General features: G+C 67.3%; 19 protein-coding genes. 13 read left to right on the top strand and 6 right to left on the bottom strand.

The window, feature by feature from the left end:
• Nucleotides 1-30: 30 nt before the first annotated feature.
• Nucleotides 31-2,793, bottom strand: a complete 2,763-nt coding sequence (locus AC1REK_RS00550; RefSeq protein WP_492267677.1) for a [protein-PII] uridylyltransferase — start codon at nt 2,791-2,793, stop codon at nt 31-33.
• A 323-nt stretch (nt 2,794-3,116) separates the two neighbouring features.
• Here AC1REK_RS00550 and AC1REK_RS00555 point away from each other — a divergent pair, with 323 nt between their 5' ends.
• The 5 genes from AC1REK_RS00555 to AC1REK_RS00575 all read left to right on the top strand — a co-directional run bounded on the left by AC1REK_RS00555 (nt 3,117) and on the right by AC1REK_RS00575 (nt 7,249).
• Nucleotides 3,117-4,091, top strand: a complete 975-nt coding sequence (locus tag AC1REK_RS00555; protein WP_492267572.1) for an aliphatic sulfonate ABC transporter substrate-binding protein — start codon at nt 3,117-3,119, stop codon at nt 4,089-4,091.
• Between the two features lie 19 nt (nt 4,092-4,110).
• Nucleotides 4,111-4,941: an ABC transporter permease gene (locus AC1REK_RS00560; protein ID WP_492267571.1), complete on the top strand. Its 831-nt coding sequence runs from the start codon at nt 4,111-4,113 to the stop codon at nt 4,939-4,941.
• Between the two features lie 12 nt (nt 4,942-4,953).
• Nucleotides 4,954-5,736, top strand: a complete 783-nt coding sequence (locus tag AC1REK_RS00565; RefSeq protein WP_492267570.1) for an ABC transporter ATP-binding protein — start codon at nt 4,954-4,956, stop codon at nt 5,734-5,736.
• 170 nt (nt 5,737-5,906) lie between these two features.
• The gene (locus AC1REK_RS00570) at nt 5,907-6,632 is read left to right on the top strand and encodes an ATP-binding cassette domain-containing protein (RefSeq protein WP_492267569.1); all 726 of its coding nucleotides are present in this window, start codon (nt 5,907-5,909) and stop codon (nt 6,630-6,632) included.
• Between the two features lie 107 nt (nt 6,633-6,739).
• Entirely contained in the window at nt 6,740-7,249 is a 510-nt protein-coding gene (locus tag AC1REK_RS00575; protein ID WP_316016557.1) for an OsmC family protein, read from the top strand.
• Nucleotides 7,250-7,258: 9 nt separating this feature from the next.
• On the opposite strand, the gene AC1REK_RS00580 is transcribed toward AC1REK_RS00575, so the two are convergent.
• On the bottom strand, nt 7,259-8,500 hold the full coding sequence (locus AC1REK_RS00580) for an MFS transporter (protein ID WP_316016558.1): 1,242 nt from the start codon (nt 8,498-8,500) through the stop codon (nt 7,259-7,261).
• 75 nt (nt 8,501-8,575) lie between these two features.
• Nucleotides 8,576-9,760: a DNA recombination protein RmuC gene (locus tag AC1REK_RS00585; protein WP_492267568.1), complete on the bottom strand. Its 1,185-nt coding sequence runs from the start codon at nt 9,758-9,760 to the stop codon at nt 8,576-8,578.
• 103 nt (nt 9,761-9,863) lie between these two features.
• Between AC1REK_RS00585 and def the strand changes: the two genes are divergently transcribed.
• The 4 genes from def (at nt 9,864) to AC1REK_RS00605 (ending at nt 13,045) form a co-directional block, all read left to right on the top strand.
• On the top strand, nt 9,864-10,397 hold the full coding sequence (gene def / locus AC1REK_RS00590) for a peptide deformylase (protein ID WP_492267567.1): 534 nt from the start codon (nt 9,864-9,866) through the stop codon (nt 10,395-10,397).
• 16 nt (nt 10,398-10,413) lie between these two features.
• Nucleotides 10,414-11,343: a methionyl-tRNA formyltransferase gene (fmt, locus tag AC1REK_RS00595; protein ID WP_492267566.1), complete on the top strand. Its 930-nt coding sequence runs from the start codon at nt 10,414-10,416 to the stop codon at nt 11,341-11,343.
• Nucleotides 11,344-11,499: 156 nt separating this feature from the next.
• Nucleotides 11,500-12,249, top strand: coding sequence for a tRNA pseudouridine(38-40) synthase TruA (gene truA / locus AC1REK_RS00600; RefSeq protein ID WP_492267565.1), 750 nt, complete (start codon nt 11,500-11,502; stop codon nt 12,247-12,249).
• Nucleotides 12,250-12,334: 85 nt separating this feature from the next.
• On the top strand, nt 12,335-13,045 hold the full coding sequence (locus tag AC1REK_RS00605) for a hypothetical protein (RefSeq protein WP_492267564.1): 711 nt from the start codon (nt 12,335-12,337) through the stop codon (nt 13,043-13,045).
• 15 nt (nt 13,046-13,060) lie between these two features.
• On the opposite strand, the gene AC1REK_RS00610 is transcribed toward AC1REK_RS00605, so the two are convergent.
• The 3 genes from AC1REK_RS00610 to AC1REK_RS00620 all read right to left on the bottom strand — a co-directional run bounded on the left by AC1REK_RS00610 (nt 13,061) and on the right by AC1REK_RS00620 (nt 15,343).
• The gene (locus tag AC1REK_RS00610) at nt 13,061-13,648 is read right to left on the bottom strand and encodes a hypothetical protein (RefSeq protein ID WP_492267563.1); all 588 of its coding nucleotides are present in this window, start codon (nt 13,646-13,648) and stop codon (nt 13,061-13,063) included.
• Between the two features lie 67 nt (nt 13,649-13,715).
• Nucleotides 13,716-14,918: a succinyl-diaminopimelate desuccinylase gene (dapE, locus tag AC1REK_RS00615; RefSeq protein WP_492267562.1), complete on the bottom strand. Its 1,203-nt coding sequence runs from the start codon at nt 14,916-14,918 to the stop codon at nt 13,716-13,718.
• Nucleotides 14,915-15,343, bottom strand: coding sequence for a DUF805 domain-containing protein (locus tag AC1REK_RS00620; RefSeq protein ID WP_492267561.1), 429 nt, complete (start codon nt 15,341-15,343; stop codon nt 14,915-14,917). The genes dapE and AC1REK_RS00620 overlap by 4 nt, the downstream gene beginning before the upstream one ends.
• 190 nt (nt 15,344-15,533) lie before the next feature.
• Between AC1REK_RS00620 and AC1REK_RS00625 the strand changes: the two genes are divergently transcribed.
• The 4 genes from AC1REK_RS00625 to lptB all read left to right on the top strand — a co-directional run bounded on the left by AC1REK_RS00625 (nt 15,534) and on the right by lptB (nt 18,818).
• Complete coding sequence (locus AC1REK_RS00625; RefSeq protein WP_492267560.1) at nt 15,534-16,148, top strand: ribonuclease D; 615 nt, start codon at nt 15,534-15,536, stop codon at nt 16,146-16,148.
• A gap of 107 nt (nt 16,149-16,255) precedes the next feature.
• A complete protein-coding gene (gene lptC, locus AC1REK_RS00630) occupies nt 16,256-17,026 on the top strand; it encodes an LPS export ABC transporter periplasmic protein LptC (RefSeq protein WP_327521348.1) in 771 nt (256 codons plus the stop codon).
• Between the two features lie 43 nt (nt 17,027-17,069).
• Complete coding sequence (locus tag AC1REK_RS00635; protein ID WP_316016569.1) at nt 17,070-17,795, top strand: LptA/OstA family protein; 726 nt, start codon at nt 17,070-17,072, stop codon at nt 17,793-17,795.
• 201 nt (nt 17,796-17,996) lie between these two features.
• Nucleotides 17,997-18,818: an LPS export ABC transporter ATP-binding protein gene (lptB, locus tag AC1REK_RS00640; protein WP_316016570.1), complete on the top strand. Its 822-nt coding sequence runs from the start codon at nt 17,997-17,999 to the stop codon at nt 18,816-18,818.
• Nucleotides 18,819-18,898 lie beyond the last annotated feature (80 nt).

Below are 18,898 nucleotides of genomic sequence, written 5' to 3' on the forward strand. Positions count from 1 at the left end.
AGGCCGATATCGGATTTCGGTCGCCCGAAATCAAGCTCGGGCTGGCGCTTTGCCCCGCGCCGACTGGGCTTTGTCGTGCTCGAAGCTGAACACGGCGAGCAGCGCCTGACGGATGATCAGCTGGCGCGCGGTCGTGGTGATCTTCGCTCCTGTGAGGTCGGTCACGTAGAAGACGTCGACCGCCTTCTCGCCGAAAGTGGCGATATGGGCCGAGGCGATGTTGAGATTGAGCTTCGAGATCGCGGTGGTGAGATCGTAGAGCAGACCCGGTCGGTCGAGGCCGGAGACCTCGAGCACGGTGTGCCGGGTCGAGAGCACGTTGTCGATGATGACCTCGGGCGCGACCTGGAAGGTCTGGCCGCGCGGCGGCGGGGCGCGGCGCTGCGCCACAAGGTCGGCGATCTTGATCTCGCCCTTGAGGGCGCGCTCGATCGCAGCCGCAATGCGCTCGGCCCGGCGCAGCTCGTCGTCGTCGCGCTCGAAGGCGCGCGAGACGAAGATCGTGTCGAGCACGAGGCCGTCGCTGGTGGTGAAGATCTGGGCGTCCACGATGTTGCCGCCGGCGGCCGCGCAGGCGCCGGTGACGATGGCGAGCAGGCGGGGATGGTCCGGCGCCAGGATGGTGAGCTCGGTCACGCTGCGGAAGCTGTCGGTCTCGACCTTGGTCGCCGTGGTGCGCCCGGCCGCCTCGGCGGCGTGCAGGAAGCGCGCATGCTGCTCCTGCCGGTCGAGCTCGACCTTGAGCCAGTAGGCCGGATAGTGCCGGGCGAGATAAGCTTGAACGGCATCCCGCGGCCAGTCGGAGAGCTTTTCCGCGAGCGCGTCCTGCTTCAGCTCGACCCTTGCCTTGCGCTCGATGGCCGAATGGCCGCCGGCGAGCACGACCTCGGTCTCGTAATAGAGCGTGCGCAAGAGCTGGCCCTTCCAGCCGTTCCAGACGCCGGGGCCGACCGCCTTGATGTCGGCGACGGTGAGCACGAGCAGCAGCTTCAGCCGTTCCAGAGACTGCACGATCGCGGCGAAGCTCTCGATCGTCTTGGGGTCGCCGAGATCGCGGCTCTGGGCGATCGTCGACATCACCAGATGGTTTTCGATCAGCCAGACCACGGTTTCGGTCTGCGCCTCGCTCAGGCCGAAGCGCCGGCAGAGCTTGCGGGCGATGCGCGCACCGGCGACCGAATGGTCCTCCGGCCGGCCCTTGGCGATGTCGTGCAGGAACAGCGCCACATAGAGGGCGCGCCGGTTGGCGATCGAGGCGAAGATCGAATTGGCCAGCGGATGCTCGGCTTCGAGCGCTCCGGCATCGATCTCGGCGAGGATACCGATCGAGCGGATCAGATGCTCGTCGACCGTGTAGTGATGATACATGTTGAACTGCATCATCGCGACGACGCGGCCGAAATCAGGGATGAAGCGGCCGAGCAGGCCGGATTCGTTCATGCGCCGCAGCACGGCCTCGGGCGAGCGGCGCGAGGTGAGGATCTCCAGGAAAATCCGGTTGGCCTCGCGATCATGGCGCAACTGGGCCGTCACCAGGCGGAGCGACTGCGTCACCAGCCGACTGGTGTCGGGGTGGATCGCGAGGTCGTCGCGGCTGGCGATCTCGTAGAGCCGCAGCAGGTTGACCGGGTCGCGCTTGAAGGCGTCGTCGTCGACGACTGCGAGGCGCTGGCCCTTCAGCGTGAAATCGGGATGGCCCAGCGCCCGCACGCGCTTGCGCTTGGTCAGCGAGCCCAGAAGCCGCGTCAGCGTGGCGCGCGGCTTCTGCTGGCGCGCCTCCAGTGCGGCGCAGACGATCGCGGTGAGGTCGCCGACATCCTTGGCCGTGAGGAAATAAGCCTTCATGAAGCGCTCGACCGGCGCCTGGCCGTTGCGGCCGGCATAGCCGATCGCCGCCGCCACCTGACGCTGCAGGTCGAAGGACAGGCGCTCCTCGGCCCGGCCGGTGATGAAATGCATCCAGCAGCGCACCCGCCAGAGGAACTCCTCGGCGCGCTGGAAGATCGCCAGCTCTCTTGCGTCGAACAGGCCGGCCTCGACGAGATCAGCGGGATCGTCGACGCGATAGGCGTATTTGGCGATCCAAAACAGCGTATTGAGGTCGCGCAAGCCGCCCTTGCCGTCCTTGACGTTGGGCTCGACCAGATAGCGCGAGGTGCCGGCCCGCATCACCCGCGTCTCGCGCTCGGCGAGCTTGGCCTCGGTGAAGGCGGGCGCCGTGCCCTCGACGACTTCGGCGCCATAGCGCCGCTGCATTTCCTTGAACAGCGCGGCATCGCCGGCGACGAGGCGGGATTCCAGCAGCGCTGTGCGGATCGTCATGTCGCCGCGGGCTTCGCGAATGCAGTCCTCGATCGAGCGGACGGAGTGGCCGACCTTCAGCTTCAGGTCCCAGAGCGGATAGAGCACGGCCTCGACCACGCTCTCGCCCCAGGCGGTCTGCTTGTCCGGGAAGAGGAACAAGAGGTCGACATCCGAGCCGGGGGCCAGCGTGCCGCGGCCATAGCCGCCGACGGCGACGACCGCCATGCGTTCGCCGGAGGAGGGGTTCTGGACGGGATAGAAATGCCGGGTCGCCGCAGCATGTAGGCTGGCGACGACGGCATCCATCGCGGCTGAGAGCCGCTTGGCGCAGGCAAGACCGTTACGGGTGCGGGCGAGGAGGTCCTTGGCCGAGGCGCGGCCGTCCTCGAGCGCGTCGCGCAGCACGGCGACGAGTTCGGCACGCAACGCATCGCTTCCGCCGCGGGTTTGTCGTGCCAGCCTTGCGACGGCCGCAGCCGGATCCTCGATCAGCTCGGCCAGTTTTAGGGCAGGCTTGTCGTTCGCTGGCGGCACGGCTGCGCTTTCGCGGCGTAGGGGTCGGGAACGATCCCTAGCACGATGGCGGCCATGGCTGAAATTCTTATTAAACATGATTTTGATGTGGAAATTCAGTAAGCCGATTCTGAGAAGGATTGTTTGACAAACAGAACGCGTGAACCTAAAAACCGGATACGCGCCGATTTGAGCCACCAGCTTGCGGGCGCGAAACAAGTGCAGCTAAAGCGTGGGGCGCGGGAGGCCCGGCAAAGGCCTCCGATCCCTTCGCAGCCATGTGACGAAAGGGAAACGCCATGATCCGGACTCTGCTTCCGAGCCGCCGCGCTGTGCTTGCCGGCTTCGCCGCTCTCAGCATCACCGCCGGCACCGCTTTGGCCCAGGCGCCGAAGGAAATCCGCATCGACTACGCGACCTATAATCCGGTCGGCCTCGTCCTGAAGGAGCGCGGCATCCTCGAGAAGGCGCTGGAAGCCGACGGCATCAAGGTGCGCTGGGTCTTCTCCGCCGGCTCCAACAAGGCGCTCGAATTCCTCAATGCCGGCTCGCTCGATTTCGGTTCCACGGCCGGCGCCGCCGCGCTGATCGGCAAGATCAACGGCAATCCGATCAAGTCGGTCTATGTCTATTCGCGGCCGGAATGGACGGCGCTGGTCACCGGCGCCAAGAGCGAGATCGCCAAGGTCGCCGACCTCAAGGGCAAGCGCGTCGCCGTCACCCGCGGCACTGATCCGCACATCTTTCTGGTGCGTTCGCTCGCCGACGCCGGCCTGACCGAGAAGGACGTCAAACTCGTCCTGCTGCAGCATGCCGATGGTCGCCTCGCGCTCGAGCGCGGCGACGTCGAGGCCTGGGCGGGGCTCGACCCGCTTATGGCGGCTGCCGAGGTCGAGAGCGGTGCCAAGCTCTTCCACCGCAAGGCGGCGGACAACACCTGGGGCGTGCTCAACGTCCGCGAGGAGTTCGCCGAAAAGAACCCGGATCTCGTCCGCAAGGTGCTGAAGGCCTATGAGGAGGCGCGCGCCATCGCCCTCGCCAATCCGGGTGAGGTCAAGAAGGCGCTGGTCGAAGCGACCAAGCTTTCGGACGCGGTGATCGAGCGCCAGCTCACCCGCACCGAACTGACCCACAGCAATATCGGGCCGGCCCAGGCCGAGACGATCCTCGCTGCCGGCCTCGCCTTGCAGCAGGCCGGGGTGCTGCCCGCGAGCACCGATGTGAAGGCGGCGGTCGACGCGCTGCTCGACCGGCGCTTCGCCGCCACCAACTGAGCGGCGTGACCGGGCGGCGATGAGCGCGATCGAGATCGGAACGGCGGCAGCGGCGTCTGAGGCTCCCCCGGCAAAACGGGCGGGCAGGGCGCAGCTGCGGCTCGCCGGGCTGGTGCTGCCGGTCGTGCTCGCCGTGATCTGGGAACTGCTGGTCAGGACCGGCCTCGCCAATGGCCGATTGATGCCGCCGCCGAGCGTCGTCGGCGCGACGCTATGGGAACTCGCGCGCAGCGGCGAGCTTGCCACGCACGCCGCCGCGACGCTCTGGCGCGTGCTGGCCGGGTTCGGCATCGGCGCGGTCGCCGGCACCGTGCTGGGGGCGCTGACGGGCGCCTTGCCCGTGGCGCGCAGCCTGCTCGATCCGACCTTGCAGGCGCTGCGTGCCATCCCCTCGATCGCCTGGGTGCCGCTCTTCATCCTCTGGTTCGGCATCTTCGAGGCGTCGAAGGTGGCGCTGATCGCGGTCGGCGTCTTCTTCCCGATCTATCTCGGCGTCGCCGCCGCGATCCTCTCGATCGACCGCAAGATCGTCGAGGTCGGGCGTGTCTTTCGCCTCAGCCGGCTCGCCATGGTCCGGCGCGTGCTGCTGCCCGCGATCCTGCCGGACTGGTTCACGGCGCTGCGCGGCGGTCTCGGCCTCGGCTTCATGTTCGTCGTCGCCGCCGAGATCATGGGAGCGAGCGAAGGTCTCGGTTATCTCCTGGTCGACGGTCAGCAGCTCGGCCGGCCGGCGACCATCATAGCCGCAATCATCTCCTTCGCCGTGCTCGGCAAGCTCGCGGACGGCGTACTCGTCGCGCTCGCCCGGCCGTTCCTGCGCTGGCAGGACACGGCGCGCGACAAGCTCTGAAGGGGAGGGGCGATGCTGACCTTCGACAACCTCTCCAAGACCTATGCCGATGGCACAAGGGCGCTTGCGGGCATCACAGCCGAGGTGGCGGCGGGCGAAATCCTTGCCCTCGTCGGCGGCTCCGGCTGCGGCAAGACCACTCTGCTGCGCCTCGTCGCCGGGCTCGACCGAGCGAGCGAGGGCCGGATCGTGCTGGACGGCAAGGCGATCACCGAGCCGCGCGCCGATGTCGGGGTGATCTTCCAGGAACCGCGGCTCTTCCCCTGGCTCAGCGTCGCCGACAATGTCGGCTTCGGCCTGTCGGACCTCGCGGCCGGCGAACGCCAGCGCCTCGTCGGCCATGCGCTCGAACGCGTCGGCCTTGGCGGTTACGACAGGCGCTGGCCGCGCGAGCTCTCCGGCGGCCAGCAGCAGCGCGTCGCCATCGCGCGGGCGCTGATCACCCGTCCGAAGCTCCTGCTGATGGACGAGCCGTTCTCGGCGCTCGACGCCACCACCCGCACCAGCCTGCATGAGCACCTCCTGGCGCTCTGGGAGGAAAGCCGGCCGACGGTTGTGATGGTCACCCATGACGTCGAGGAGGCGGTGACGCTGGCCGACCGGATCATGGTGATGCAGCCGAGGCCGGGCCGCGTCTTCGACGAGCTGGAGAACCCACAGACCCGGCCGCGAGACCGGCTCTCGCCGGCCTTCGAGGCGAGCAAGCGCGAGGTGCTGCGCACGCTCGACCGTTCGCTGCGCGACGACCAGCCCCAGCAGCACAAGGCTGCCGAGAGCGCGGGGATGTGGTGGTGAGGCAGGGTCCTTGCGTTTGACAAAACGGACGAAAGAACCTTATTAAAGGATACGCGCCGATTTGAGCCTCAGCTTGCGGGCGCGAAATAAATGCCGCTAAAGCGTGGGAGACGAGATGGTGGCCTCAGCCGCCGGCGCTTCCCTTCGCCTGATCTGGAAGGAAGCGTCCGATGTCCATCTGTCCCAATGATCCAACGCTTTTCGCTGCTGGTTTCGACGCCGCCGCGCTGCGCCCGGCGCCCGGGCAGGTCGTTGCGCTGCTCGGCGGGCCGGCTGGTGGCCGGAGCGCGTTGCTGAGGGCCCTTGCCGGGCTCGCAGCCGCTGCCGACCCGGTGCCGACGGCCGAGCTTGGCCTGCTCGGTGCGAGGCCGAGCTTCTTTCCCTGGCTCAACCTCTCCGAGAACCTCGCCTTCGCTCTCCCCGGTGCGACGCCTTTCGCCCGTGAGGGGCTGATCGCCAACGCGCTGGTCAGGGCAGGCCTCGGCGCGTTCAAGGACCGGCGCCCGGGCACCTTGTCGTCGGCCGAGCTCCAAGCTCTCGCGATCGCACGGCTGTCGCTGCTGCGCCCGAAGCTGCTGCTGGTCGACGCGCCTTTCGCAGGGCTGGACGATGAGGCGCAGGACGCTCTCGCCGGCTCGCTCTCCGAACTCTGCAGGCAGGGGCGGCCGGCGGTTGCGATCGCCACGAGCTCCGTCGAGGAGGCCGTTCGTCTCGCCGACCGTATCCTCGTGCTGCCGCAGACGCCGGGGCCGCTCGCCTTCAGGCTCGACAATCTCCTGCCGTACCCGCGCGATGCCCGTTCGGTCGGTTTCGTCGCCCTGCGCCGCGAACTGCGCCGTTCTCTGGAAAAAGAGCTGGGCGCAGCGCAGTTGGAAGTCGCGGAAGTCGCTGCCTGACAAGGTCGCGAGGCGGGCAACGCCCCTACCGAAAACCGCATCCACTTTTGCGCCCGATGCGGTAAACCCTGCCGGCATCCGTTTCGATCGATCGAGGATAAGCCATCATGGACGTCACCGCGCTGCGCGCCCTCCAGGCTCCGCTCAAGGACAAGTATCGCGAGGCGCCCGACGCCGCCGTGATCACCCTCAAGGCCAAGGGCGAACTCGACGACCAGCACATCGCCTGCAAGGTCGAGACCGGCCGCGCCATCGCGCTCGCCGGCCTGCACCCGGCGACCGGCGGCTCGGGTGCCGAGCTCTGCTCCGGCGACATGCTGCTCGAGGCGCTGGTCGCCTGTGCCGGCGTCACCCTGAAGGCGGTCGCGACCGCGCTCGAGATCGAACTCAAGAAGGGGGTCGTCCGCGCCGAGGGCGACCTCGATTTCCGCGGCACGCTCGGCGTCGCCAAAGACGCCGCCGTCGGCTTCAAGGCGATCCGCCTGTTCTTCGATGTCGAGACCGACGCTCCGCAGGAGAAGCTCGACAGCCTGCTCAAGCTGACCGAACGCTATTGCGTCGTCTTCCAGACGCTGAACGTCAAGCCGGAGCTGTCGGCGACCCTGCAGACGGCCTGAGCCACCGGCTCAGGCGGGGAGCGGGCGCGGCGTTCCGTCCGCGTCCGTCGCTTCCGGCTCCTGCGAGATCGGCGCCGCCAGCGGGTCGATGATCGCGAAGGGCCGCTCCGCCATCTGCTCCGGCGGCGCGCGGTGCCTGATCCGCAGGCCTGCGACCGCAGCCAGGGCGATCGCCGCGGCGGCCATGAAATAGAGCAGCCCGTTGATGTCGAGCTGTCCCATCACCTGGGCGCCGAGGATCGGGCCCAGCGCCGAGCCGATGCCGCTGACCAGGATCAGCCGGCCGCTCACCGCCACGACCCGGTCCTGAGGCATGCGGTCGAGCGCATGGGCGACGCAGACCGGGTAGAGCGTCGACATGAAGCCGCCGAGCAATGCCGCGATCGGCAGCACGAAGACGAGCCTCGGCGGCACGAGCTGGATCAGGATGGCCGCGACGGCGAAGCCGATCGCCAGTCCGGCGAGCACGACCCGCCGGTCGCCGCGGTCGGAGACCTTGCCGACCGGGACCTGGAAGGCGAAGCCGCCGAGCACCGCGACCAGCATGAACAGGGCGATCGTTCCCTGGGGAATGTCGTTGCGCGCCATCCAGGCCGGCACCAGTGCGTAGAAGGCGCTGGTCACGATGCCCGAGACGATGCAGCCGATCACCGAGACCGGCGCCTGCCGGGTCAGCTCGCCATAGGGCAGGGAGGCTTCGGGCGAGAGGGCCGGAGCCTCCGCGCGCGTCGCGCTCACCATCATCAGCGCCAGCGCGAACAATGCGATGATGATGAAGAACGGGGTCAACGAGGCGATCGGCAGCTTTCCGATCAGCAGCTGGCCCATCGCCAGCGCCAGGAAGGTGCCGACCATGTAGATCGAGAAGATCCGGCCGCGCTGGTCCGCCGGCGCCTTGGCGTTCAGCCAGCTTTCCGTGGTGATGAACAGGCCGACGCAGCCGATGCCGATCGCCATCCGGCACAGGATCCAGCCGAGTGGCGAGACGAAGAGCGCCATCCCGGCCGTTCCGACGACGACCATGCCGGCGAAGGCGGCATAGGCGCGAATATGCCCGATGCGCTGGATGATGGCGCCGCTGCCGACGGCGCCGATCGAGAAGCCGATGAAATAGGCGCTAAGCACGATGCCGGTCAGCGTCGGGCCGAAATTCTCGGTGGTCAGCCGCAGGGACAGAAAGGTGTTGAAGAAGCCGTTGGCGAGCTGGACGAGGCTCGTCGCGGCGATGAGCGTTCCGATCTGGACGAGCACGTCTGGCGGTCTCCTGCGCAGCGGGTAGGGCGCGCAGGCTACGCCGGAATGTGATCTGCAGATGGCGGCCCGGGTTTATTCTGCCGCCTTGAGCCGGTTTTCCCTCGCGAAGGGCAGTGCCGGCTGGCTGCCCGGACCGTCGTCGAACTCGAGCGCGCCGATCCTTTCCGCGCGGCCGGTGACCTTGCCGGCCGAGGTCTTGATCAGGCCGACATCCTCCTGCGCCTGGCGGAAATGCACGTCGAGCTTGTCGACTCGCTCGCCGAGCCGGCGGACATCGTCGAGCAGCTTGCCGACCTCGGACTGGATCACCCGAGCCTCTTCGCGCATGCGGGCATCGCGGACCAGCGACTGCATCAGCTGGATCGCCAGCGCCAGCAGCGAGGGCGAGACGATCATCACGCGGGCCCGGCTGGCCTTCTGGATCACGTCCTCGAAATGCTCGTGCAGATCGGCATGGATCGCCTCCGACGGCACGAAGAGCAGCGCCACGTCCTGCGTCTCGCCGGGCAGGAAATAGCGCTCGGCAATGTCCTTGATGTGCTGGCCGACATCGCCGCGCACCCGCGCTGCTGCCTGCTTCTTCGCCTCCTCGCCGCGTGCTTCGCGCAGCAGGGTGAAGCTCTCCAGCGGAAACTTGGCGTCGATGACGAGGCCGCGGCCGTCGCCGGGCAGGGTCACCAGGCAGTCGGGCCGGCGGCTATTGGAGAGCATGGGCTGGAACGAGAAGAATGCAGCGGGCAGCCCGTCGCGGATGATCGCCTCCATGCGGCCCTGGCCGTAGGCGCCGCGCGCCTGCTTGTTGGCCAGCACGTCCTTCAGCGTCACCACCTCGCCGGTCAGCTCCGTGAGGTTCTTCTGGGCGCTGTCGATCACCGCGAGGCGCTCCTGCAGCTTGCCGAGGCTCTCATTGGTCTGGCGGACATTCTGCTCCAGCCCGGCGCCGACCTGCTGGCGCAGGCCGTCGATCCGGTCGGCCACGAGGCGGGCGAGATCGCCCTGCCGGGTCGAGAGGATCTCGGCCATGGTCTGCATCCGGCCGGTCAGCTCGGACTGCATCCGGTTCATCTCGGCGACCTTGTCGTCCATCTCGCGCGCCCGCTCGGCTGCGGCGGCCGCTTCCGCCGCGTGCCTGTGCCCGCCGCGCCAGGCGGAGAGCAGCGCCAGCGCGAGCAGGAGCAGGGTGAGGCCGGCAAAGCCGAAGGCAGCGTCCGCCCAGCTGACGGGCCGTTCGAGCAGGACGAAGGCGATCTGGTTCATGGAACGAGCCTACACTAATGCGAACGAAAGCGGAACAGTTTGACCGCTCCTGCACAAGTGCTTATGTCGCCTCAATCTCAAGACATTTGCTGCAGAGCGCTCCATGGCCATTCGCCCCCTCGTCATCCTGCCCGACAGTCAGCTCAGGCTGGTCTCGGCCCCCGTCGCTTCGGTCACGCCCGAGATCCGCAAGCTCGCCGAGGACATGCTGGAGACGATGTACGACGCGCCCGGCATCGGCCTTGCCGCGATCCAGATCGGAAAGCCGGTCCGCCTCGTCACCATCGATGTCTCGAAGAAGAGCGAGGACGACGAGGAGACGCCGAAGACCCCGATGGTCTTCGTCAATCCCGAGGTCACCTGGAGCTCGGAGGAGAAGAACGTCTATGAGGAAGGCTGCCTGTCGATCCCCGAATATTACGAGGAGGTCGAGCGGCCGGCGCGCGTGAAGGTGCGCTATATGGATCTCGACGGGGCGATGCAGGAGATCGAGGCTGACGGCCTCCTCGCCACCTGCCTCCAGCACGAGATCGACCATCTCAACGGCGTGCTCTTCATCGACTACCTGTCGCGCCTGAAGCGTGAGCGTGTAACCAAGCGCTTCGCCAAGGCCGCCCGCCGGGAGAGTGCGGCCTGAGCGGCCGGGAAATCACATGAGCCTGCGCATCATCTTCATGGGCACGCCGGACTTCGCCGTGCCCACCCTGACCGAGATCATCGGCCAGGGCCACGAGGTCGTTTCCGTCTATACGCGCCCCCCGGCTCCGGCCGGGCGCGGCATGGAGCTGAAGCCGTCGCCGGTGCAGTGCACCGCCGAGCGCTTCGGCATCCCGGTGTTCACGCCGAAGACGCTGCGGAACGCCGAGGCCGCCGAGATCATGGCCTCGCATGACGCCGATGTCGCGGTCGTCGTGGCCTATGGGCTGATCCTGCCCAAGGCTATCCTCGAAGTGCCCGAGCTCGGCTGCCTGAACCTGCACGCCTCGCTCCTGCCGCGCTGGCGCGGCGCTGCCCCGATCCAGCGCGCGATCATGGCCGGCGACGCCGAGACCGGCGTCTGCGTGATGAAGATGGAGGAGGGGCTCGACACCGGCCCGGTCGGCATGGTCGAGCGGCTCGCCATCGACAGCGATGCCACTGCCGGCGACATGCATGACCGGCTTTCCGTGCTCGGTGCCGACCTGATGGTGAGGGCGCTGGCGGCGCTCGGACGCGGGGGCCTGCGCTTCACGCCGCAGGCGCAGGACGGCGTCACCTATGCCAGCAAGATCGGCAATGACGAGGCGCGGCTGAGCTGGACCAGGCCGGCACAGCAGGTGCACGATCTGGTGCGCGGCCTATCGCCCTTTCCGGGCGCCTTCGTCGAAGTCGACCTCGGCAAGGGGCCTGAGCGCCTCAAGCTGCTGCGCACGGCACGTGCCGGCGGTGCGGCCGAGCCCGGCACGCTGCTCGACGACGAGGGCACCGTCGCCTGCAAGGTCGGCGCGGTGAAGCTGCTGCAGGTCCAGCGCGCCGGCCGCGCCCCGATGAGCGGCGGCGAGTTCCTGCGCGGCGCCCGGCTCTCGGCCGGCGCGAAGCTCTAGCGTGTTGCAGCGCTCTCATTTCACGCCGTCATCCCGGGCGAGCTCAGCTCGACCCGGGATCCATGCCGGAGCGGTTCAGGCATGGGTCCCGGCTCTCCGCTTCGCTTCGGCCGGGACGACCGACAAAGGTGCAGTCTCCCTGGTGGAGCGAGTCTGATGCCGCGCTACAAGCTCGTCATCGAATATGACGGCACGCCGTTCTCGGGCTGGCAGCGCCAGCTCAACGGCCCTTCCGTCCAGCAGAGTGTCGAGGAGGCGGTCGAGGCCTTCTGTGGCCACCCCGTGCGTCTGCATTGCGCAGGGCGCACCGATGCCGGTGTCCATGCCACACATCAGGTCGCCCATGTCGATCTCGACAAGCAATGGCGCACCGACGTGGTGCGCGACGCCAGCAATGCCAGACTGAAGCGCCTGTCGGTCGCGGTGCTCAGCGCCGAGGCGGTGCCCGACACGTTCGATGCCCGGATCTCGGCGCTGCGTCGCTATTACATCTATCGCATCCTCGACCGCAGGGCGCAGCCGGCGCTGGATGCCGGCCGTGTCTGGCATGTTCCGGTTCGGCTCGACCATGAGGCGATGGACCGCGCCGCCAAGGCTCTGCTCGGCCATCACGACTTCACCACCTTCCGGGCTGCCGAATGCCAGGCCAACAGCCCGCTGCGCACGCTCGACCGGCTCGATTGCCGGCGCGAGGGCGCCGAGATCGTGGTCTATGCCCATGCTCGCTCGTTCTTGCACCATCAGGTCCGCTCCATGGTCGGTTGCCTGAAAATGGTCGGCATGGGGCGTTGGCCCGAGAACAAGGTCGGCAAGGTTCTGGCTGCACGCGACCGCTCGCAATGCGCTGCGCTCGCCCCCTCCTGCGGACTCTATCTCGCCGGTGTCGACTATCCGCCGTTGGCCTGAAATGCGCTCTACTCAAGGTTGCGGATTATGAGTCATTATGCAACTTTAGGTATATAGGCATTGTCAACGCCCGCCGGAGTTGGCCATGGGTCGGGAACCGAGATTGCGGCTCGCATTCTGCCTTCTAGCCGGGCTCCCACTGGCCGCCTGCCAGAGCGAGGACCGCCAGCTCGAAGGCATCGTCGTCAAATACGGCTTCTCGCGAAATGTGCCGCCCAGCACGTTGCACGGGCCGGGTCTGCTGGTCGCGAAGGAGAATTACGACCCGCGCGACCAGAGCCCCCGCTCGGTGCAACTGGCGACGCTCTGCACGGCGCGTTACTCGGTCGATCTCTATGGCTTCAAGCCGACGCCGAGCGAGACCGAAAGCCGCGACGTTGCCAGTCAGATCGGTGGGAGCTTCAGCGTCGAGGCGCCTGCGCTCAAGACGCTCTTCAACCTTTCCGCGACGGCTCGCGCCGCGAGGAGCGCCGTGGTGACGGTGGCGGACGCCAGGATCTACACCTATGCACGCGATGAACTGGCCGAGATTCGTGCACTTCTCAGGCCGGTCTGCCGCGAAACAGTCCGCACCAATATCGGGCAGGGCAATGCCCATCAGGTGGTGAAAGTCCTCGAGGCGACGATCGAGCTGAAGATCAACTTCGACGCGTCAGCGTCGGCTGCGGTCAAGGCCAAGGCGTTGACCGAGCTGACCAAGGCCGGCTTCGAGATCGGCCCCGTCTCGGAATCGCTCACCACCAGGGGCAAAGCGCTCTATTACGGCGTCACCCTGATGCCGGTCACGCAGATCTAGAGCCCAGCCAGAGAGCTAGAAGCCGGCAAGCCCGAAGGTCCGGATGATCGCGTAGTCGGCGAGGAGGCTGGCGCAGGCGATTGCTCCGGCGATGCCTGTTTCGGAGCCGAAGGTCGCGCGGGCCACGCAATAGCGCAGCCGCAGGATGATCACGCCGAAAGCAAGCGCCTGGATCACCGCGATACCGCCATTCGACCAGCCGAGCGCGAACACCGCCGCCGGCACCGCGATCAGCCCGGCCGAAAGAATGCTCGACCAGTTCCAGGCGATGATGAAGCCGGTGAAGCGCGGGCATTGCCAGAGCCCCGGCGCCAGCATGACCAGCAGGGCCGGCACGGTGATGACTGCCAGAAGCTGGGCCGCGATCACCGAGGCCAGCAGGACAGGGGCATCAAACAGGCCGGCCGCATTGGGCAGCCCGGCCAGCACGCGCTCGGCGGCCAGTACCGGAATGATCGCGGGCACGGTCAGCACCAGCGCCAGATAAGAGCGCCAGAAGCCGTCGCGGGAAAGATCGAAGTCGGGCAGGGTCCTGGAATCCGCCGAAAGCAGACGCCATGAAGCTCGCAGAGAGCGTGTCACATCGTCGGCACCAAGCCTCATGGCCAGACCCTCCGGGCTCGACAGCATTAGACTTTCGTCTAAAGCATGTCCGGCCCGAAAGGTTCCGTCAAGCCGCCGAAGCTGCGGCGAAATAGGCCGTCAGGAGCCGGTGAGTGATGCGCTCCAGCGCCCGCAGGTCGGCAAGGGAAACGCGTTCGTCGATCTGGTGCATGGTCTGGCCGACCACGCCGTATTCGACGACCGGGCAATAGTTCTTGATGAAGCGCGCATCCGAGGTGCCGCCGGTGGTCGAGAGCGCCGGGCGCTTGCCGGTCTCGGCTTCGACCGCGTCGGCCACCATGGCGACGAAGGGGCCGGGCTGCGTCAGGAAGGCGACCGCGTTGGTCGGCTCGAAAACGATCTCGTAGCGCACCGTGTTGCCGGCCGCCTCGCGCAGCCGACGTTCGATCTCGCCGGCGAGCGACTCGGGCGTCCAGAGATCGTTGAAGCGGATGTTGAACACGGCGCGTGCCTGCGCCGGGATGACGTTGGTCGCGGGGTTGCCGACATCGAGCGTCGTCAGCTCGAGATTGCTCGGGTCGAAATGCTCGGTGCCGGCGTCTAGCGGCGTCGCATCCAGCCCGGCGAGCAGCCGGACCATGCCGCGGATCGGGTTCTGCGCCAGATGCGGATAGCCGACATGGCCCTGGATGCCATGGACGGTGAGCTTGCCGGTCAGCGAGCCGCGCCGGCCGATCTTGAGCATGTCGCTCATCGTCGCCGGATTGGTCGGCTCGCCGAGCAGGCAATGGTCGAAGCGCTCACCGCGCGCCTTCACCCATTCCAGCAGCTTGACCGTGCCGTTGACGGCCGGACCTTCCTCGTCGCCGGTGACGAGAAAAGCGATCGATCCGGGAGCCTGCGGGTTGTCGCGGCGATAGCGGATAACCGCAGCGACCATCGAGGCGAGGCCGCCCTTCATGTCGCAGGCGCCGCGGCCATAGAGCGTGCCGTCGACGATCTCGGCCGCGAACGGCTCATGCGTCCAGCTGGTAAGATCGCCGGGCGGCACGACGTCGCTGTGGCCGGCGATGACCAGCACCGGCGCCTCGTTGCCGATTCGGGCATAGAGGTTCTCGATGTCAGGCATGCCGGGCTCGGAGAATACAGGCCTCTGGACGGAGAAGCCCTCGGCCGCGAGCACGGTTTCGAGCAAGGCGAGGGCGCCGGCTTCGGCGGGCGTCACCGAGGGGCAGCGTATCAGGGCCTGCGTCAGGGCGACGGGATCGGTGGCGTCGAAGGCGAGGGTGTGCGTCGTGCTCTGGCTCATGACGCCCGTTTAGCAGCAGCCTCCTGCGCTGCAAGCGCCCTGCCGGGCTCGACGCCCGGCATCAGTCCGAGATCGACCAGGGCGATCAGCCAGGCAATGGTCGAGATCGCCTCGAACGAAGGACGCCAAGCATAGCCGAGATACGGCCGCAGCTCGGTCGGCAGCACGATGGCGCAGACCAGGAAGATGCCGAACAGTGCCGAGCCGCCGCGGTCGGTGGCGCGCTTTGCCGCAAGGGCGGCCCAGGGAAAGAGCGCGAAGGCTTTGCTGAAGGCGACGATGCCGATTGCCGTCGGCCTTTCCACGAGGTGGGGCGCAGCCCATTGCACAGCCAGCAGGCAGAGCGCGAGCGCTATGCTGCCGAGCCAGAACTGGCGCAGGCCTATGCGGCCATCGAGATCGGTGAACAGGCGAATGAGGGTCATGCGTCGGGCTCCGATCCGGCACCCTCGCACGCCTAGGCCTTGAGATGAAGGATATGGTGAACAGAAGGTTAATTTTCCCGCGGCGGTTGGAGCGAGAAAAGGCTTGTGCCGCGGCGGTGGGCTCGGTAGCTGGCAGGGACGTCCGCCGGCCCGGCCCGCGGCAAGTGTTTGCAAGGGTTGAGTCAGAGCCATGACCATTCATCTGCATCGCGGCGACCTGCCGGCCGATTTCCAGCCCGGGCCGATCCTGGCGATCGACACAGAGACGCTCGGTCTCAATCCGCAGCGCGACCGGCTCTGCGTCGTGCAGCTCTCGCGGGGCGATGGCTCGGCCGATGTCGTCCAGATTCCCAAGGATGCGCCGGCGCCCGCCAATCTCTGCCGCATCCTCGCCGATCCCGGCGTGCTGAAGCTGCTCCATTTCGCCCGCTTCGACATTGCGGCGCTGCAAAAGGCCTTCGGCGTCGTCACCGCGCCGGTCTACTGCACCAAGATCGCCTCCAAGCTGGTGCGAACCTATACGGACCGGCACGGGCTGAAGGATCTGGTCCGGGAGCTGCTCGGCATCGACCTGTCGAAGCAGCAGCAATCTTCGGATTGGGGCGCCGAGACCCTGTCGGAATCCCAGCTCAGCTACGCTGCGGCCGATGTTCTGCATCTTCATGCATTGAAGCTGCGCCTCGACGTGATGCTGGCCCGCGAGGAGAGGACTCATCTGGCCCAGGCCTGCTTCGACTTCCTGCCGACTCGGGCGGAGCTCGATCTCGCCGGCTGGCCTGAGACCGACATCTTCGCACATACGTAAAGTTGTTGTATTCCAGCTAGGTCATCGTCGAGCGGTCGGTATGGCGATTTCGCAACTGCGCAATCGCCGACATGAAAAAGCCGTGGGCGGCTGGCATTGGGCGGGACATGACCTTGGCAATGACATCTCCTGACATCGCGGGATCGGCGGTGAAGCAGGCGCGGGCGCGGCAGGCCGCGTTCAAGGCCGCGCGCCGCCACTCCGGCGTGGTGCGGCTGCTGCGGCGCGCAATTCCGGTCGGCGCGGTCGTGGCCGTACTGGGGCTGATCGTCACGCCATTCCTTAACCCGCTGCGCGAGGCCGGCAATCTCTCGCTGGGCTCGATCGGCCTGTCCGGCGGCAAGGTCGTGATGGAGGCGCCCAAGCTCGCCGGCTATCGCAAGGACAACAGCCCCTACGTGGTCACCGCCGAGTCCGCGCTGCAGGACATCCGCAATCCCACGCAGATCGAACTGGTGAAGATGACGGCCCGGGTCCAAATGAAATCCGAGGAAGGCTGGGTCACCGTCAATGCCCTCAGCGGCCTTTTCGACCAGCAGAAGGAAAAGCTGAAGCTGGTCGACGACGTCAAGATCCGGACGGAATCGGGCTATGATGTGCGGATGCGAACGGCCGATGTCGATTTCAAGGCCGGAACGGTCGTGTCGCGCGAGCCGGTCACGGTTAATCTTGGCACGACCACGGTCAATGCCGATACACTCGATGTTAAGGATAACGGCGCCCTGATCGTGTTCGAGGGCCGCGTGCGTGTCGTGATCGAGAATGCGCCGGCCAACAGCCTTGCCGGGCCGGAGCGTCAGGGCAGCACGCCCAATCCGGGCCTGCTGCGGCCCGCTGCGGACGCGCAAGGCGAGGCGGCACCGCCGCCGCAGCGTTGAAATCGGCTCGAGACAGTGAAGCCAAGCGAATGACAGGTCGGCGATGAAACCTACAACCCTCCTCTTCGCAGCCGTATCCGCACTTTTCTGGCTGCCTTCGGCGGCGGCGCTGGCTCAGCAGCAGGCGCCGTCCAGGTCCGGCGCGACGCCGGCGCAGCCGGCCGCCAAGCCTGCGGCGGCGCCGGCAAGGCGCGGTGGCGCTCCCGGCTCGCCCTTTGGCGGCATGGGCGGCGACAGCAAGGAGCCGATCAAGATCGACGCCGACAAGCTCGACGTGCTCGACAAGGACAACAAGGCGGTCTTCTCCGGCAATGTCGTCGCAGTGCAGGGCGAGACGACGGTCCGCTGCTCGACCATGACCGTGTTCTATGAGGGGCGCGGCCAGAACGGCGCCGGCAAGCGCGCGGCGCCGGAGGCGGCTCCTGCGCCGGCGGCAGCCGGCGGGGCGCCATCGTCGAACGATGGCGCGATCAAGCGCATCGAATGCGCCGGGCCCGTCACCGTCGTCTCGAAGACCCAGGCAGCGACTTCCGACAACGCCGTCTTCGACCGCGCCAACAACAAGGTGATCATGACCGGCAATGTCGCGTTGAACGACGGCCCCAACATCACCCGTGGCGAGCGCCTCGTCTATGACACGCAGACCGGCATCGCCAATGTCGACACCAAGCCGGGCGGTCGCGTGCAGGGCTTTTTCGTGCCCAATTCGGCCGAGGCCGGCAAGGAGAAGCCGGGTGGAGCGGGAAAGCCCGCGACGCCGACGAACTGACCCCATCGCTCGGTACGTCTGGGTGACGAAGGCGTTGCCAGTTTGGAACGCCTCGAATACCAGAGCTCACGCCGTGCCGAAAACCAGCAGGTTGCGCCCTTTCCCGTGACGATCTCCCCGCCATCGCCCGCCGAAACCGCCACAAGGCCGCAGCGCTCGCAATCCTCGGCAGCCGCCGCTGCGTCGCTCGCTGGCGGTGGAATGCTGTCGCGCCTCGGCCGGCTGTTCGGCCGGAAGGGCGAGGCCCAGGCTACCGAACAGTTCGCAGGATCGGAACCGGTCGCCTCCTCCATCGGCGGCCCCGGCATCCTTGCCGTCAGCGGCCTGCGCAAGAGTTATGGCGCCCGCAATGTCGTGAGCGAGGCTTCGCTCTACGTGCGTAACGGCGAGGCCGTCGGCCTGCTCGGGCCGAACGGCGCCGGCAAGACCACGATCTTCTACATGATCACCGGCCTGGTCGGGGCCGATATGGGCGTGATCTCGCTCGAAGGGAACGACATCACCAACCTGCCGATGTACCAGCGCGCCCGGCTCGGCATCGGCTATCTCCCGCAGGAGGCCTCGATCTTTCGTGGCCTCTCGGTCGAGGACAACATCCGGGCGGTGCTCGAGGTCGTCGAGCCGAACCGCAAGAAGCGTGAGCGCGAGCTCGACAAGCTGCTCGACGAATTCAACATCACCCGCCTGCGCAAGGCGCCTTCGATCGCGCTCTCGGGCGGCGAGCGCCGCCGCTGCGAGATTGCCCGTGCGCTGGCCGGTCGTCCGTCCTTCATCCTGCTCGACGAGCCCTTCGCGGGCATCGACCCGATCGCCGTCGGCGATATCCAGGAGCTCGTCCGGCAGCTGACCGATCGCGGGATCGGCGTGCTGATCACCGACCATAATGTCCGCGAGACGCTCGGACTGGTCGATCGCGCCTACATCATCCATTCCGGCCGCGTGCTGACCGAGGGCTCGCCGGCCGAGATCATCGCCAATGCCGACGTCCGGCGCGTCTATCTCGGCGAGGATTTCCGCCTCTGAGCGGATCGGCCGGCCAGGGCCGGCGGTCGATGCTGCGGCGCGACAAAATCTCTCTCCTCGCGCATGCAAGGGCTTTGACG

It is taken from the genome of Allobosea sp. GW823-FHT02B03 (assembly GCF_058797755.1).

Bases quoted from the DNA above. Each gene is read 5' to 3' on its own strand.
- AC1REK_RS00555 (WP_492267572.1), top strand. From the start codon at position 3,117: ATGATCCGGACTCTGCTTCCGAGCCGCCGCGCTGTGCTTGCCGGCTTC.
- AC1REK_RS00560 (WP_492267571.1), top strand. From the start codon at position 4,111: ATGAGCGCGATCGAGATCGGAACGGCGGCAGCGGCGTCTGAGGCTCCC.
- AC1REK_RS00565 (WP_492267570.1), top strand. From the start codon at position 4,954: ATGCTGACCTTCGACAACCTCTCCAAGACCTATGCCGATGGCACAAGG.
- AC1REK_RS00570 (WP_492267569.1), top strand. From the start codon at position 5,907: ATGTCCATCTGTCCCAATGATCCAACGCTTTTCGCTGCTGGTTTCGAC.
- AC1REK_RS00575 (WP_316016557.1), top strand. From the start codon at position 6,740: ATGGACGTCACCGCGCTGCGCGCCCTCCAGGCTCCGCTCAAGGACAAG.
- AC1REK_RS00585 (WP_492267568.1), bottom strand. From the start codon at position 9,760: ATGAACCAGATCGCCTTCGTCCTGCTCGAACGGCCCGTCAGCTGGGCG.
- def (WP_492267567.1), top strand. From the start codon at position 9,864: ATGGCCATTCGCCCCCTCGTCATCCTGCCCGACAGTCAGCTCAGGCTG.
- fmt (WP_492267566.1), top strand. From the start codon at position 10,414: ATGAGCCTGCGCATCATCTTCATGGGCACGCCGGACTTCGCCGTGCCC.
- truA (WP_492267565.1), top strand. From the start codon at position 11,500: ATGCCGCGCTACAAGCTCGTCATCGAATATGACGGCACGCCGTTCTCG.
- AC1REK_RS00605 (WP_492267564.1), top strand. From the start codon at position 12,335: ATGGGTCGGGAACCGAGATTGCGGCTCGCATTCTGCCTTCTAGCCGGG.
- AC1REK_RS00610 (WP_492267563.1), bottom strand. From the start codon at position 13,648: ATGAGGCTTGGTGCCGACGATGTGACACGCTCTCTGCGAGCTTCATGG.
- dapE (WP_492267562.1), bottom strand. From the start codon at position 14,918: ATGAGCCAGAGCACGACGCACACCCTCGCCTTCGACGCCACCGATCCC.
- AC1REK_RS00620 (WP_492267561.1), bottom strand. From the start codon at position 15,343: ATGACCCTCATTCGCCTGTTCACCGATCTCGATGGCCGCATAGGCCTG.
- AC1REK_RS00625 (WP_492267560.1), top strand. From the start codon at position 15,534: ATGACCATTCATCTGCATCGCGGCGACCTGCCGGCCGATTTCCAGCCC.
- lptC (WP_327521348.1), top strand. From the start codon at position 16,256: ATGACCTTGGCAATGACATCTCCTGACATCGCGGGATCGGCGGTGAAG.
- AC1REK_RS00635 (WP_316016569.1), top strand. From the start codon at position 17,070: ATGAAACCTACAACCCTCCTCTTCGCAGCCGTATCCGCACTTTTCTGG.
- lptB (WP_316016570.1), top strand. From the start codon at position 17,997: ATGCTGTCGCGCCTCGGCCGGCTGTTCGGCCGGAAGGGCGAGGCCCAG.